The following is a 13,701-nucleotide window of genomic DNA, read 5'->3' as shown; positions in this document are numbered from 1 at the left end:
TCCCCTTTGTTTCATTTAATTTCCGGTCACAGAAAGATACTTGTATCCGCTATAGAAGTATCGGTAATGTTTTGAAGCATTTGCGACACACTGCCATCTCTGCATTTGTTTACAATAGCAATAAATCTGGGTCGATAAGTATCCGAGACTTTTAACCTTTGGGACACTTCACCGTATCCACATGCAGCGCTTAAAGCGTCTAAAGACTGCAGTTTTTGAGGATGTTCTTTTTTCACTTCTTCCAACGGCCTTCCACTATATTTGGCAATACGTTGTGTTGCTTCTTCGTAAGTTAGGTCCTCAACAACAACTTTCTCTTCTTCCGTTGAAGCATGGGTACCTTCGGTTTGAGCGGAGGCAAAACCACCAAGGCTAAGAACGACGAACAGCATACTCAATACAGCAAAAAACGACTTTTTCATTTCTTCCTCCCTATGGGCTAACCATATTCGTTAACAAAAAGAAATGGTTTCCCAAGTATTGCAAAAAATATTATCAAATTCCTTTCCGAATAGTTGTATGATGGAAAAGAAATCCTACCATTCCGGAAGGGGCAATTTCGAATGAGCACACAAACGGCACTGATTATTGTCGATGTTCAATCCTCGATCGTGGAATACTGCTATCAGGGAAATGAAGTGGTGGAACGGATTCAAACGCTTCTCGAAAAAGCACGGCATGCGAACATTCCCGTCCTTTTTGTCCAGCATAACGAGCCTGAAGGCAGCCCGCTCGCCCCTGGCACCCCCGGATGGCAGATACATCCCACCCTTTGCCCGCATCCGGATGAACCGATCATTCAAAAAACGGCATGCGACTCGTTCTTCGAAACTTCCTTGCAAGACGAATTAAAGGCTCGCAACATCGATCATTTGGTGATCGTCGGCTTTCAGACCGAGTACTGTTGATACGACATGCAGAACGGCAGTCTCGCACGGCTACGAAGTCACCCTTGCCGGTGATTGTCACTCTACGACCGATGACGCCGTCCTGAAGGCGGCGGATATCATTGCCCATCACAATGCGAATTTGAATGGATTGGGTACTCCGAAAAACATTATTACCGTAAAAGAGTCTCGTGAGATTTTTGAATAAAGAAAATCCCCCGAGGAGTCTGTGGTCAAGACCCCATTTAGTGGACAGTAAGAAAAAACCCGACCGTTAGACCGACAGCTGACGTCTGAATTCAACAGGCGTCAGCCTTTTTAATTTTCGTTGTGGTCGACTTTGGTTGTAGAATTGAATATATTCCTCAATTCGCCTTTGTGCCTCATCCACACTTCGGATATCATAAGGGTAGAGCCCTTCCGTTTTGAGATGCGAGAAGAAGCTCTCCATCGAGGCATTATCATAACAGTTGCCTCTCCGAGACATGCTGATTTGGGCGCCAACCTTCGGCAACATGTCGTGGTAAGCGTAGGACGTGTACTGGAATCCCTGATCGCTGTGAACGATCAGTCCAGTCACGTCTTTCGTCTTTTTAAAGGCTTTCTCAAAGGTCCGTAGGACCAACTGATTGTCGTTGCGAACTCCAATGTGGTAAGCCACAATCTCATTATTAAACAAATCCTTAATAGCAGACAGGTAGAGCCACGTATCCGCGACACGATACTGTGTGACATCGGTTACCCATTTTCGATTAGGTGCATCCGCTTTGAAATTCCGCTGCATCACATTCTCAGCGACTCGTCCACCTTCGGTTGAAGCATAGTGACCTCGATATTTGCGGCGTATTCGAGAACGGAGCTTCATTTCTTGCATCAGACGTAGTACCTTCTTATGGTTGACCCATACCCCGTGATCTCGTAAGAGAAACAGCTGGGTTTGTCGATACCCATATTTACCATCATACTTCTTATAAACTACTTTGATGAGGTCTTTCACGGGCTTGTCCCGGTCCGCTTGTTGCCGTTTCAAGTATGCATAGTATCCACTTCTTGAGACTCCAAACAGCTTGCAAAGTTCACTAGTCGTATACTCACCAGCTACTTGCTTGATCGCCTCATACTTATGGGCTGCACCTCCCGCATCCAGATTTTCAAACACTTTTTTAGCATCGAGTTCTCTCGTTTTAGCTTTTTAACATATCGATCTTGATCAACATATTCTTCACGTCTACCTCGTTGATCCATCAACCCAAATTCGCCTAACTGTTTATATTTTTTCATCCATACTTTAAGCCGGTGGCGGTCCGGAATCCCCAGATGCTCCATGATTCGACGGTATGTCCATCCTTCTTCGATATGCAGTCGTATGGCTTCCACCTTTAATTCGTGAGAATAACTTCTAAACGTTTGCCCCTTTTTCACCATAAAAAATGCACCCCTTAAATTTCATCGGATTTACCAGTTTAATCCAATGTCCATTCTAAGGGGTGCACTTCACTGCCTCCAAGGGGGATTTTGATTATAGGAATTAGAGCATTACTAATGCTACTTCTGACAAAGAAAATGACCAATTATTATTTTGCCAAAAAACTTACAAGCTCCCGATTAAACTTCTCTAACTCGTCATAAAACAACCCATGCCCGCTGTACAAAAATGGGACCAGCTCCGAGCCCTGGATACCGGCATGCATAAATTCGGCAAAGGGGTACGGACATACTTTGTCCTGAACGCCATGAAAAATAGCGGTTGGAACGGAAACAGCGGACAAATCCCGGCGCAGGTCCTCATCTCGCAGAGAGACGGCGCACATTGCCGTTGCGTGACCAGATGCCTCCATACCCAGTCCGTGCATCCAGTCTTTGATACCCTCCGTCACGTAGCTCGCAAAAAACATGTCCCCAAAGTCATTCAGCATTTTCGGCCGATCTGTATAGGTTGCCTGGATGAGACTGTTGACCTGCTCCTTTGTCATTCCGTACGGGTAATCCGGACGTCTGGTAAACAGAGGGGCTGCCGCCGCAAAAAGAGCCAGCTTGGAAACCTTATCTGCTCCGTATCGGGCCATGTATCTGATCGCGATGGCTCCTCCCATGGAAAATCCGGCGAGAGTGATATTCTCCAGCTCCAGGGTGTCTATGACCACCCGAATATCATCTGCCAATCGATCGTAGGAATACCCTCTCCAGGGACGGTCCGACTTTCCAAATCCGCGCAGGTCGACTCCAATGCATCTGTACCCCATTTGGGGAAGCTGGTTGAACTGATATTCATACATTTTGTGATTAACAGGCCATCCGTGGATAAACAGCACTGGTTTTCCATTGCCCGGGTCGAGATCCTCCACGTAAAGATTTACATTTTGTTCAACCGCAACGTAATAGCCCATCAAAATTACTCCCCTTCTGGATGATTGCCTATGCATACCTTATGTGGGGAAGAGCAGGATAGATACTTGTCTTGCAACAAAGCATGTAGTCCGACCACCGCCGTGCAGCGCCGCAATGTGTTCGCGAAAGGCGCGCGTCCGGCCGCTGCCTCGATATAGCGGCAGGCTAGCCATCATCGCAAACGAACCGCCATTGACTTTTTCATTAACACGCTAGGCCAACATTTGCGTCTTGCGGGAAAAGACCTCAATTTGTTGCTTTATAACGATCAAAAAATGAACACCCGGTTCTCCAAAAACGTAGAGAACCGGGTTCGTCCATAACATAAAAGCTTGAACACTGTTTGGGGAGACGAAGCCGACATCAGACCCCGATTAATTCTTAGACGCTGGGGCAGGGGCAGGGCCGGCTTTTTCTGTTTGCGTCATACTGTCCCCTTTTGATTTTGCCATATCGATTTCTTCTTGCGTAGGCGGCGCTCCAACCGCAAAGCCCTTGATTATTTTTCCGAGCGTTGCAGTGTCAAAATCATCACGAGTGTACAATTCTACCGTGAATCCCTCATGCTCCCAAATCACGATACCGTTCGCGAAATAGACCTTGGCCCCTTCAATAACCTCAGTCTTGACCGGGTCAGTAGTGCCGATGCCATTTTCACCGCCCTGAGAGATCAAGAAATCAGCCGTTTTCTCGCCGTGACTGTATTGTACTTCCACCATGGTTTTTCCGTGAATGACAGTGTTGACGTATTCATAATCTGCGATCCAGGAGGGCGCGGGGAAATTCATGCCTGTTGCCAAGCGAGCTTCCTGCAGAGTCAGCTTTGGAGATGCCGGCCATTCTGTCACTGCGGAATCCGCTCCCCTATCCTGCCCGGCCGATACACTCTTTTCAGAAACCGGCAGTTCCTTGTATTGGACAATTTCCATATTCCCAACTTGAAAACGTGCCAGGATTGACTGGATCATGCCTTGCGCGTAGGAGGTCGTCGAAAGCGCACCGCCAATGAGAACTATAACAGCAGCAGCCGCAGCGGCCGTTTTCCATTTTCTATTCATCAGAGCTTTCCCACCCTTTTTCGTATTTTGGAGTTGAATGGTTCCCGTCTCGATTTTGTTTACCAGACGCTTGTAAATGCGCTCCTTGGCCAAGCTGTTATTGATCTCCGCCTTTTCAAGCAATTCAACGACGTTTCCATATGTCTTCGGATCATGTTTTTCACTCATCCTTGAACCTACCTGCCTCCAAGATTTTGTGTAGCTTTTTTAAACTCCTGTAGACCACGACACCGATATTGGACTCGCTTACACCCATTAGCTCGGCTATTTCTGAATTTTTCAGACCGGCAGCGAATTTCATTGCGATAATATTGCGTTCTTTATCGCGCAGCTTTGCCAGTGCTTTAAACAGTGCCTGATGATCATCGTCCCGGATTGCCAGCTCTTCGGGAGACGGCTTGGGCATGATCAGCTCTGTTATGGAATCCAGCGAAAAGTGGAATCTTTTTTTCCGGGCGCGATAGTAATCTGTCACAGTGTTTCTGACAATCGCGAACAGCCATACATCAAATTTTGCTTTTTCCTCCGAGAAACTGTGGTATTTGGAGATGACCGTTTCAAAAACTTGACTGCAAATATCTTCTGCCTCGTACTGATTGTGAATCCGGTAGCAGATATACTTGTACACGCGATCGAAGTATATTTCGTAAATTTGAGAAAACTGCTCTGTAGATAAAACACCCTCACGGAGCCTGTCTTTTTGATCGTGGCAGATTTCCATATGTACTCTGGCACTTTCCAACTCCTTTCCTCCTTTCTGCCTTTCTCCCTTCCCATTTGTCCATCTTGTATAGGGAAGTTTTACGTATGTTAATACGTCGCCTCGCCAAAAGCATTAACAAATCGTTTTGAAATTGTTGTTTTTGAAAGGCGGGTGGTTTAGAAGGAGCCAGTTTAGAACGTACGCGGCTTTACGACAAGCCGAGCAAGCAGCTGCCACGGCAAAAAGCCCTCCCCGGATGGCTCTGAAGTGCACCCCTTAGAATGGACATTGGATTAAACCCCTGGTAAATCCGATGAAATTTAAGGGGTGCATTTTTTATGGTGAAAAAGGGGCAAACGTTTAGAAGTTATTCTCACGAATTAAAGGTGGAAGCCATACGACTGCATATCGAAGAAGGATGGACATACCGTCGAATCATGGAGCATCTGGGGATTCCGGACCGCCACCGGCTTAAAGTATGGATGAAAAAATATAAACAGTTAGGCGAATTTGGGTTGATGGATCAACGAGGTAGACGTGAAGAATATGTTGATCAAGATCGATATGTTAAAAAGCTAAAACGAGAGAACTCGATGCTAAAAAAGTGTTTGAAAATCTGGATGCGGGAGGTGCAGCCCATAAGTATGAGGCGATCAAGCAAGTAGCTGGTGAGTATACGACTAGTGAACTTTGCAAGCTGTTTGGAGTCTCAAGAAGTGGATACTATGCATACTTGAAACGGCAACAAGCGGACCGGGACAAGCCCGTGAAAGACCTCATCAAAGTAGTTTATAAGAAGTATGATGGTAAATATGGGTATCGACAAACCCAGCTGTTTCTCTTACGAGATCACGGGGTATGGGTCAACCATAAGAAGGTACTACGTCTGATGCAAGAAATGAAGCTCCGTTCTCGAATACGCCGCAAATATCGAGGTCACTATGCTTCAACCGAAGGTGGACGAGTCGCTGAGAATGTGATGCAGCGGAATTTCAAAGCGGATGCACCTAATCGAAAATGGGTAACCGATGTCACACAGTATCGTGTCGCGGATACGTGGCTCTACCTGTCTGCTATTAAGGATTTGTTTAATAATGAGATTGTGGCTTACCACATTGGAGTTCGCAACGACAATCAGTTGGTCCTACGGACCTTTGAGAAAGCCTTTAAAAAGACGAAAGACGTGACTGGACTGATCGTTCACAGCGATCAGGGATTCCAGTACACGTCCTACGCTTACCACGACATGTTGCCGAAGGTTGGCGCCCAAATCAGCATGTCTCGGAGAGGCAACTGTTATGATAATGCCTCGATGGAGAGCTTCTTCTCGCATCTCAAAACGGAAGGGCTCTACCCTTATGATATCCGAAGTGTGGATGAGGCACAAAGGCGAATTGAGGAATATATTCAATTCTACAACCAAAGTCGACCACAACGAAAATTAAAAAGGCTGACGCCTGTTGAATTCAGACGTCAGCTGTCGGTCTAACGGTCGGGTTTTTTCTTACTGTCCACTAAATGGGGTCTTGACCACTCCGCAGGAGGGCTCTTCTCATTTTTTCATCGACATATGCAGCTTTTCGACAGTTTTACAGTTTTTGTGGCTCCGTCCCATTCCACCTTCAAGCCAAGTGCCGAGGCGAGCTCTCGAGCGGGAGCATATGCCGTCCCGGACTCAATCGTTCCGTTCAAAGCAAGCCCATTTACGCTGACCTGCTTCGCCGCTGGATTCCATGCAGGAACCACTCCAACCGCTTCCGCAACCGCTCGAACAGGCAGGAGGGAAACTCCGTTTTGGAGATACCCCTGAGCCGAAAGCTGAACTCCGTTTATTTCAATCGTTACCTTCTGAGGCAGCGTACCTGCAGCGATTGCCCTTTTCAACCCATAAACTTCAGCAAGCCCGGTTACTATCGCTCTTGCACACGCACGCCGGTACGTATCGCTCTTCAACAGCTCAGCTTCTTCCCTATTGGTCATAAACCCGCACTCCGCGAGGATCGCGGTCATGTTTGTTTCCCTCAGCACATGGAAATTCTCTGCTTTGACCCCGCGGTTCTTCCGGCCGGTAGCGAGGACAAGCGCACGCTGAACGGCTTCGGCCAGCTTTACGGCTGCGGGAGGCCGCGATGTGTAGACAAACGTCTCGATGCCGTTTGCGTCGTTCCAATCATTCCCGAAGGCATTTGCGTGAATGGAGACGAATGCATCTGCCCTCCAGGCGTTGGCCTTGTCTGTGCGTTCCTGTAACGGCACGTCCCGGCTGCCGTCGTCAGCGTGGGTAAACAGCGTCTCTACCCCATCGTATTGTTTCAATTCATCACGGACATAACGGGCGACCACGCTGTTGAAGTGGAACTCCCGCATGCTGTCGTCCGGCGTTCGCTTTCCCGGTGTTTCCGGGCCGTGTCCTGCATCTATCGCTATCTTCACGACATATCACCATCCCCATGCTTTTCCTTCTCCTGTCTCCGCTTGATGGCTCTGGCCAGCTTGTGTTCGATCTCATCCGAAACGGCATTCATCGCCCACTCCGGTACCCACTTTTCCCAACCAGCTCGAACCACATTGGCCGTCATGCTTTTCCAAATGTGCAAGCCGAATGCCGCAATCAGAAAACCAAAGCCAATCCCCGGTGTTCCGATTACCGTATCGATCAGGTGACCTACTGCCGGCATGAAGAGCAGGAATGCTGTCCGAAAAGCCCCGTTGATTCCGTATTCGGATGCGTAAGAACCATCAATTTTGGAGGCCCTGTATCCCGCTATCCAGTCCATGGCGATCAGAAAGACGTACCATGTCATGATTAACATCCTCACGGGATTTTCTCCGTATAAAAAATGAAAAGCCGAGATACAAGCGGCGCCAGCTGCACCAGATATGATTGAGTCTTTCATGCTTATCATCCCTCCCTTAGGAAAAAAAGTCGGGGAGCCGCAGCTCCCCATAAAAAAACGCCTTCACTCGTAGTTGAGGAATGGCGTCCGCTATTGTTGTTCAACTTGTGCGGCTAAAAGCTCGGCAACCGGAGCTTGATATTCTTCCGGAAGCGTCTCAATCTCGCGGCGTCCGGCTTTGATCAAATAGGCGAATACTTTTACCATGTAAGTCGCAACCATCGTTACATCCCTTCCTTCGTCGTCTTGAGTTCTTCCCGTAATGCTGCCAGTTCCTTTTGCTGCAAAAGTGTCTGCTCGTATAAAGCGGCAATCGCTTCATAAGCATCAGTCAAATCAGGATTCGTCTCGACCTGCTGCCGAAACCGAAGCTCGGCAAGATCCGTTTGCTTAATGTGCTTTCCCATCGGCTTCCTCCCTATTCGTAGCTTATACCAAATCCGTCAATTTCAACGGGACTGAATGAGCCGTTCGCTTCGATGGTAACCTTGATGTTCAGCCCCCACTGTATAGCCGTCTTGGCCTTGTTGACAAAGTCATAATACGAGCCTTTGAGGAAATAGGACGTGATATCTTCCCATTGCGGGAGAGCATCCATTCCATTGTTGGTCGCTTCGACCTTGAGTTTCGCCGGTGTCTCTGTCGTCACTGCCTCAAAGTAGTCAAGTGAAATAACGGTTCCGGACGATTCTTTATTTTTCTCCATAAGGGCCTGAATTTTGATGTTGTGCGTGCCATACGGAAGGTCCAGTTTTTCGTATAACGTTCCGTATTCCGGATCGATGCTGGCTGTGTACAAATCAACATCTCTTACTGGAATGCCGTTGATATAAACTCTGGCAATCCCGCAATTGCCATGCTTCGCCCCAACCCACCTGATGCCATTTCCGGTAAATGTAAACTCAACCGTCCCCGCAGCTGTGACACCGGTGTGACGTCCGCCAATGTCGTAGCCAGGAAGAGGCGAATCCTCCCAAACTCCCGTGTAGCTCAGCCGAACGTCATTCTGTTGTATGCGTTCTACGATCGAAGAGGTCAAAGGAACGGTACGCACAGCGTTGAGCACCAAACGCTTGACAACATCACTGGTTACAATTGGCTTCTTTAACTCGAATTGAAGCCTGTCCCCAATCCGGACAGTACTGGGCGTGTTAATCGTAGCCTCTCCACTGCGATACGGAAATTTCAAGGCCAGATTTTCCCCTGTCCATCCCGGATCTTTCCCGATTTGCTTGTATTCCTCCTCGGGAACCTCATAAACGCGTATTCCATCAAAGAATGCGTACTGCCCACCGATGCCTTCAACCATCAATTCCAGATCAACCGTGGTGTCGTAAGCAGGTTTTGCTTTAAACCACTCGAACTTGTAATGGACCTGGTCCGTAACACCAGCCGACTCCCCGACGCCATACATTTTCAGGCATGCCTTTTTGGCATTGCCGTTTTTCACGTAGCCTCCGACAAAATAACAGCTTCCGCCGCGAAGCGACACTCGTTTGTAAATGGACCCGGATGACTTTCCTGCAGCTATGGAAACCTTCATGCTGTTAATGCCGACGACTTTGCCGTTTGCATCCAGAAGATGCGATGCATCCTTGACGCCCCAATCAGTCGTATTCGGCATGCTGCCTGAAGTCCCTAATTCATTTTTGAGCTTGCGTTGGTTCGACCAGTCCCCCATCGTACCTGTGGTAGCATCGATCCCCGCTACTCGCCAGTAGTACTTTTTGCCTTCGACAAGATCGTGTTGCGGCGTAAAGCGAACGGTGGTATAAGTTGCTGGTGAAACAATATCGACAGTAATTTGATCAACCCAAAACTCAGTATTGGCCGTATTGGCTCCGCTCGTATATGCCCGTACATACAGGACGTCGCAATCCTGTGGAACTGTCACTTCATCCATATACGTTTCATACTTGGTCGTAGCCCCACTGAGAACGATCCCGTTGGTGTTCATCACAATCGTCGAATCCTTCTTTACGCCGAGAAGATCAATGTGGATTTGGGCACCAGAGTGTAAACGAATGGCGAAAACCGTTGCCTGCAATTTCAGTCTATCTCCCGGTTTCCATCCCTTCAATTCCTGCAAAACGCCAAGAGGAGCAGCACCACTATTGTTAATGACCCGCAGTGCATTATTTCCGGTCTTTGGTGTTGCGGCCATGTCGACGTAGTCATTGACTCCCTTCGTTCCCTGCAAGCGCCAAAATGCACTCGGAACATTTCCGCGATCCCCCGCGAATGAAGAGTCCACTACCAGTTGTTTTCGATAGCGGACACCCTCCGCTGGGAAAGCTGTCCATGACTCACCGTCGTACACCTCCCAGCCAGTCCGATCAACCGATGTGTCGAATAACAGCGTTCCTACCGTAAAAGCTGCATCCTCAGCGATTTGCAGTTGATAGTGCTGCTTGTCTCCTTCGCGGTCATTGTTGATCGCCATTTCAAAAACAGGGCGTTTTCCCTCTCGTACATTTTCCGTCGGTCCTGTAATCATGGGCGGTTTCGGAGGTATGTTTGTGATCAGGAAGTTTTCTGCTGACATGTCACTCCACATGACGGTGGAGTCGCTGCCGTTCATATACCATCCGTACACTTTGCCCGGCTCAAGGATGCCTTCGGGAACATCATAGCGGTTTGCTGTCCCCATAATTTCCCCTGAGTCATGAACGACCCCATTGGTTGCAACATCGCGAATATAGATGCGGAAAGAGCGCTGCCCGTGCCCCTCAGGATCACTGTACGTCCATTCGAGCCGCGGCGTTTCGTTTGTTCCGTATGGGAAGGTCCTTGTACCAATAGGAGACTTTGGCGTAAATACCGGTTTTTTCGTCGTCCGGAAATATTGATAGTTGGTGAAAGGACCGACGGCACCATAACGGTCCCATGTCCTCACACGCCATGCATACAGTTTGTCTGGAGACAGTTTGCCCGTCGGTACGATTACGCTTTGGGCTCCGCCTGCGACCTTTCCGCTGTTCCACACCGCGATGCCCGTATTGGTCCCATCCATCAGGTTTATCTCGTACGCCGATTGGGAATCGCCTGTCCCGTCAGGATCGCTGAATACCCAGCTAAGCGTTGGCGTGAGGGTTGATTGGACGGAAGGCGAAGCAGATGTGCCGGCTGGAGTCATGCCCGTTGAGCCGTTTGGCGATCGATTTAGTTTGAAAAAGTAATAGTTTGACCAGTCGCTCGATGCCCCGTAACGGTCATAGGTCCGTACACGGTATTTGTATAAAATGTTGTACGAGAGATTATCGGCTGATAAAACGTTGTAATACTGATAACCTGATGATTGGTACTTTGAAACAACGACCGCGTTGGTCGAAGAATTCACAATTTCAATATCAAAGGCAGACTGATAATCGCCTGTATTGCCATCACTGAACGTCCATGCCAGTTTTGGCAACAGCGTATTTGACACGACGGCAGGGGAGGAAGCGGATGTTGAGGCACTCGTTCCGTTTACGGTAAAGCCGGACGATGGTCTGTTTGGGTTAACATTTAGGCTGATCGTAAACAGCTTTTTTGTGCTTGGCGATGTTGACATCGTGTCTTTTGTAGCGGTAGCAACCCCTCCCGCCGAGGTCGATTCTGCCAAAGAAGGTACAGCAAATGCGGTTAAAGGAGTTGTGGTAACGGAACAATTGGTATAAATATCAAACGCCTTTGCGTCAAGGTTGATATCATAGACTTTTTCATGCCAAAAGGTACTGCCAGAATACGCTTGCGAATAGAGATAAATGACGATTCTCCGGGTGTTTGCCCGCACGGCAAGCTTACTGTACGAATCGCCGCTATGGGGCTCTGTAAAAATAATCGCCCGAGGTACATAATCGTAGTATCCGTTTGTGCGTTTAGGCACCGAAATGCCGGTACCGCCGTCACTGACGGCGGTTCCAATATTTCTTGTGCTTCTTGAGGAGTAGCCCCCGTTTACTACCACAGCTCTCGAACCGTCACCTTGCAAATCAATTACTTGGCCATTCGCCCAGCCGGTATACGTAGATTTCCAGACAGTTTCAGAAGTAATGTTGTGGACATTCTCCAAGAAGTTAATGGAATCGTAATCCCAATGAAAGTCCTTATACTTTACATTTCCAAGCTGAAATTCGACGGGGGAAATAAAATATTTGCATGCACTATCATTCAAACTTGCATTGTCATACAACAGAGGAACTGTAGTTGCTGCGTCAAAGTATTGCCTAAGGGTTCCATTCGCATAATTATGCGAACTCTCTGTATACTCCGCTTGCAAGAAGCCTACTGCTAAAGTCGGCATATCCCTTACTCTCCTTTCCTGACTATTTCAGCACCACTCTTTTTGCCGTTGAATCAAACACCCCGCTCCACAGCCTGATATCGCTGATTTCACGAAAGGTTTCGATGTATATATTCGCATTCACATTGTTCAGAGTGGCTCCCTTGAGGGTCTCCAGCTCGATGGCCAGGTCGACGATATTGCGTTCATCGTGCACAGCTCGTGTATTCAAGCTGAAAATATTTGCTTGGACATTGGCAAATTCCGAATCGATTAAGTCAAAGTTTCTGTTGATTTTGCCAGCCCCCGACATCAGGCTATCGGGAGCGGCTGGGTCAAGAGAAATTCGTCCATTGGTTACCGGCATGTACACATCCTCCTTATGATGTATGAACCATCAGATTTCGCGCTTTGGGCGTCACGACCGGCACGGTCGAGCTTTGTTTGATCCGTACGCGAAGCTTGGTGGAAGAGGCAACCGTTTTTTCAAACTTCAATTGCGTAAAATCGGCGTCAATCGGTGTCTGTGCAACTGCGCTGCCCATACTCGTCCATGTTTTGCCGGCATCCAGGGAATATTCGACTGTCTGACTCGTACCGCTTGGCGTACTCAGTTCCACATAAACGGTAATTCTCGTAAACGGTGCACTCGTAGTAATCTCCCGGCTTACATACATTCCTTCCGGCTTGTATCCAAGAGCGATAGCGCCGACATTCTGTTGAACGACTGGAGAAGAGCCCTTTGATTTCAATAAAGCCCGGACGTGAATCATGTCAGTCGGTTGCCCAAGCTTGGTGACATCGATCTCGTCCAGCGCGTACCACGACATCTCATCAGTTGAGTATTGCCATTGCAGTTCAGCCTTTTGCGGAACGAGCTGGCTGCTGGCAAGCACGAGCTGAGTAGCCTGGGATACTTCCATCGGACGGAACCGCAAAATGCCGTCACTGGTAAACTTCGCGCCATACAGCCGAAATTTCAAATCCATATCCTGGTGGGCTGTCCACGCCGAACCATTGGACGAGGAAAACAGCAATCCAACATCATATGGCTGACGTGCTACTGGTTTCTGTGTTATGAGGTCTTTTGCTCCCATTCGGGCGACAAAAGCTCTGTACTGCGAGGAAGGGGTCAGCAGGACGATGGCATATTCCGTGTTAGCTTGCAGCAGGACGGGGTCGGGGAAGGTTACCTTCGTTGCCGTGGTGCCGTTGTTGGAGATGTTCACCTGATCGGGATTCAACGCGACGGATGTCAGAACAGTCATGGACGGATAACCGTTTACGACTGTTCGCAGCTGCACCGTCAGATCGGCTGCCGGATCCTTTGTTGCCAAAAACAGGTCCACAGCAGTGATATATCGCTCCTCCGTCAGGATAAACGTCTGCGCCAGCGGGTCCGTCAAACGCCAGGATGGTATCTGCCAAAATGTCTGTTCAATGACCTGTTTGCGGCCTATTCCGACATAGGATGCCTTTGCTTCGTTTTGCTTGGTAAACATGT

The 13,701-nt window shown here is 48.4% G+C and carries 16 protein-coding genes; 3 read left to right on the top strand and 13 right to left on the bottom strand.

Translation table 11 applies throughout. From position 1 onward, the window contains the following. Nucleotides 1-26 precede the first annotated feature (26 nt). Entirely contained in the window at nt 27-422 is a 396-nt protein-coding gene (locus tag NST37_RS00305; RefSeq protein ID WP_339186074.1) for a hypothetical protein, read from the bottom strand. A 141-nt stretch (nt 423-563) separates the two neighbouring features. Here NST37_RS00305 and NST37_RS00300 point away from each other — a divergent pair, with 141 nt between their 5' ends. Next, the gene (locus tag NST37_RS00300) at nt 564-908 is read left to right on the top strand and encodes an isochorismatase family protein (protein WP_327956139.1); all 345 of its coding nucleotides are present in this window, start codon (nt 564-566) and stop codon (nt 906-908) included. Nucleotides 909-1,161: 253 nt separating this feature from the next. Here the strand turns inward: NST37_RS00300 and NST37_RS00295 are convergent, their stop codons facing one another. From NST37_RS00295 to NST37_RS00275, 5 genes are all read right to left on the bottom strand, one after another. Then, nucleotides 1,162-2,046 (bottom strand): IS3 family transposase, encoded by an 885-nt coding sequence (locus tag NST37_RS00295; protein ID WP_155808033.1) that lies wholly within the window; start codon nt 2,044-2,046, stop codon nt 1,162-1,164. Beyond that, nucleotides 1,986-2,312, bottom strand: a complete 327-nt coding sequence (locus NST37_RS00290; protein ID WP_024985204.1) for a helix-turn-helix domain-containing protein — start codon at nt 2,310-2,312, stop codon at nt 1,986-1,988. The genes NST37_RS00295 and NST37_RS00290 overlap by 61 nt, the downstream gene beginning before the upstream one ends. A 149-nt stretch (nt 2,313-2,461) precedes the next feature. After that, complete coding sequence (locus NST37_RS00285; RefSeq protein WP_003392693.1) at nt 2,462-3,274, bottom strand: alpha/beta hydrolase; 813 nt, start codon at nt 3,272-3,274, stop codon at nt 2,462-2,464. 375 nt (nt 3,275-3,649) lie between these two features. Continuing rightward, complete coding sequence (locus NST37_RS00280; protein ID WP_251255499.1) at nt 3,650-4,426, bottom strand: hypothetical protein; 777 nt, start codon at nt 4,424-4,426, stop codon at nt 3,650-3,652. Nucleotides 4,427-4,493: 67 nt separating this feature from the next. Further along, nucleotides 4,494-5,075: a sigma-70 family RNA polymerase sigma factor gene (locus NST37_RS00275; RefSeq protein WP_003392689.1), complete on the bottom strand. Its 582-nt coding sequence runs from the start codon at nt 5,073-5,075 to the stop codon at nt 4,494-4,496. Between the two features lie 299 nt (nt 5,076-5,374). Between NST37_RS00275 and NST37_RS00270 the strand changes: the two genes are divergently transcribed. Beyond that, nucleotides 5,375-5,701: a helix-turn-helix domain-containing protein gene (locus tag NST37_RS00270; protein ID WP_024985204.1), complete on the top strand. Its 327-nt coding sequence runs from the start codon at nt 5,375-5,377 to the stop codon at nt 5,699-5,701. Then, nucleotides 5,641-6,525: an IS3 family transposase gene (locus NST37_RS00265; protein WP_155808033.1), complete on the top strand. Its 885-nt coding sequence runs from the start codon at nt 5,641-5,643 to the stop codon at nt 6,523-6,525. The genes NST37_RS00270 and NST37_RS00265 overlap by 61 nt, the downstream gene beginning before the upstream one ends. Nucleotides 6,526-6,596: 71 nt before the next feature. On the opposite strand, the gene NST37_RS00260 is transcribed toward NST37_RS00265, so the two are convergent. The 7 genes from NST37_RS00260 to NST37_RS00230 form a co-directional block, all read right to left on the bottom strand. Next, a complete protein-coding gene (locus NST37_RS00260; RefSeq protein ID WP_081924492.1) occupies nt 6,597-7,469 on the bottom strand; it encodes an N-acetylmuramoyl-L-alanine amidase in 873 nt (290 codons plus the stop codon). Continuing rightward, nucleotides 7,466-7,840 (bottom strand): phage holin family protein, encoded by a 375-nt coding sequence (locus NST37_RS00255; RefSeq protein WP_161785234.1) that lies wholly within the window; start codon nt 7,838-7,840, stop codon nt 7,466-7,468. The genes NST37_RS00260 and NST37_RS00255 overlap by 4 nt, the downstream gene beginning before the upstream one ends. A 183-nt stretch (nt 7,841-8,023) precedes the next feature. Further along, nucleotides 8,024-8,155 carry a CD1375 family protein gene (locus NST37_RS00250; RefSeq protein ID WP_255320353.1) on the bottom strand — a complete coding sequence of 44 codons (132 nt, stop codon included), beginning with the start codon at nt 8,153-8,155 and terminating at the stop codon, nt 8,024-8,026. Nucleotides 8,156-8,157: 2 nt separating this feature from the next. Further along, a complete protein-coding gene (locus tag NST37_RS00245) occupies nt 8,158-8,340 on the bottom strand; it encodes a hypothetical protein (protein WP_122959012.1) in 183 nt (60 codons plus the stop codon). Nucleotides 8,341-8,351: 11 nt separating this feature from the next. Next, nucleotides 8,352-12,218, bottom strand: a complete 3,867-nt coding sequence (locus NST37_RS00240) for a hypothetical protein (RefSeq protein WP_339186071.1) — start codon at nt 12,216-12,218, stop codon at nt 8,352-8,354. A 22-nt stretch (nt 12,219-12,240) separates the two neighbouring features. After that, on the bottom strand, nt 12,241-12,564 hold the full coding sequence (locus NST37_RS00235; RefSeq protein ID WP_122959010.1) for a hypothetical protein: 324 nt from the start codon (nt 12,562-12,564) through the stop codon (nt 12,241-12,243). Between the two features lie 13 nt (nt 12,565-12,577). After that, nucleotides 12,578-13,699 (bottom strand): choice-of-anchor R domain-containing protein, encoded by a 1,122-nt coding sequence (locus NST37_RS00230; protein WP_243014947.1) that lies wholly within the window; start codon nt 13,697-13,699, stop codon nt 12,578-12,580. Nucleotides 13,700-13,701 lie beyond the last annotated feature (2 nt).

The sequence above is a fragment of the Brevibacillus sp. FSL K6-6036 genome (assembly GCF_037964015.1).
Classification (GTDB): domain Bacteria; phylum Bacillota; class Bacilli; order Brevibacillales; family Brevibacillaceae; genus Brevibacillus; species Brevibacillus borstelensis.
The sequence above is the reverse complement of the archived record's forward strand: the minus strand, read 5'-3'. Positions and strand labels throughout refer to the sequence as shown.

Excerpts from the sequence above, each read along its gene's own strand:
- NST37_RS00305 (WP_339186074.1), bottom strand. The coding sequence starts at position 422 with ATGAAAAAGTCGTTTTTTGCTGTATTGAGTATGCTGTTCGTCGTTCTT.
- NST37_RS00300 (WP_327956139.1), top strand. The coding sequence starts at position 564 with ATGAGCACACAAACGGCACTGATTATTGTCGATGTTCAATCCTCGATC.
- NST37_RS00290 (WP_024985204.1), bottom strand. The coding sequence starts at position 2,312 with ATGGTGAAAAAGGGGCAAACGTTTAGAAGTTATTCTCACGAATTAAAG.
- NST37_RS00285 (WP_003392693.1), bottom strand. The coding sequence starts at position 3,274 with ATGGGCTATTACGTTGCGGTTGAACAAAATGTAAATCTTTACGTGGAG.
- NST37_RS00270 (WP_024985204.1), top strand. The coding sequence starts at position 5,375 with ATGGTGAAAAAGGGGCAAACGTTTAGAAGTTATTCTCACGAATTAAAG.
- NST37_RS00255 (WP_161785234.1), bottom strand. The coding sequence starts at position 7,840 with ATGACATGGTACGTCTTTCTGATCGCCATGGACTGGATAGCGGGATAC.
- NST37_RS00250 (WP_255320353.1), bottom strand. The coding sequence starts at position 8,155 with ATGGTTGCGACTTACATGGTAAAAGTATTCGCCTATTTGATCAAAGCC.
- NST37_RS00245 (WP_122959012.1), bottom strand. The coding sequence starts at position 8,340 with ATGGGAAAGCACATTAAGCAAACGGATCTTGCCGAGCTTCGGTTTCGG.
- NST37_RS00240 (WP_339186071.1), bottom strand. The coding sequence starts at position 12,218 with ATGCCGACTTTAGCAGTAGGCTTCTTGCAAGCGGAGTATACAGAGAGT.
- NST37_RS00235 (WP_122959010.1), bottom strand. The coding sequence starts at position 12,564 with ATGCCGGTAACCAATGGACGAATTTCTCTTGACCCAGCCGCTCCCGAT.
- NST37_RS00230 (WP_243014947.1), bottom strand. The coding sequence starts at position 13,699 with ATGTTTACCAAGCAAAACGAAGCAAAGGCATCCTATGTCGGAATAGGC.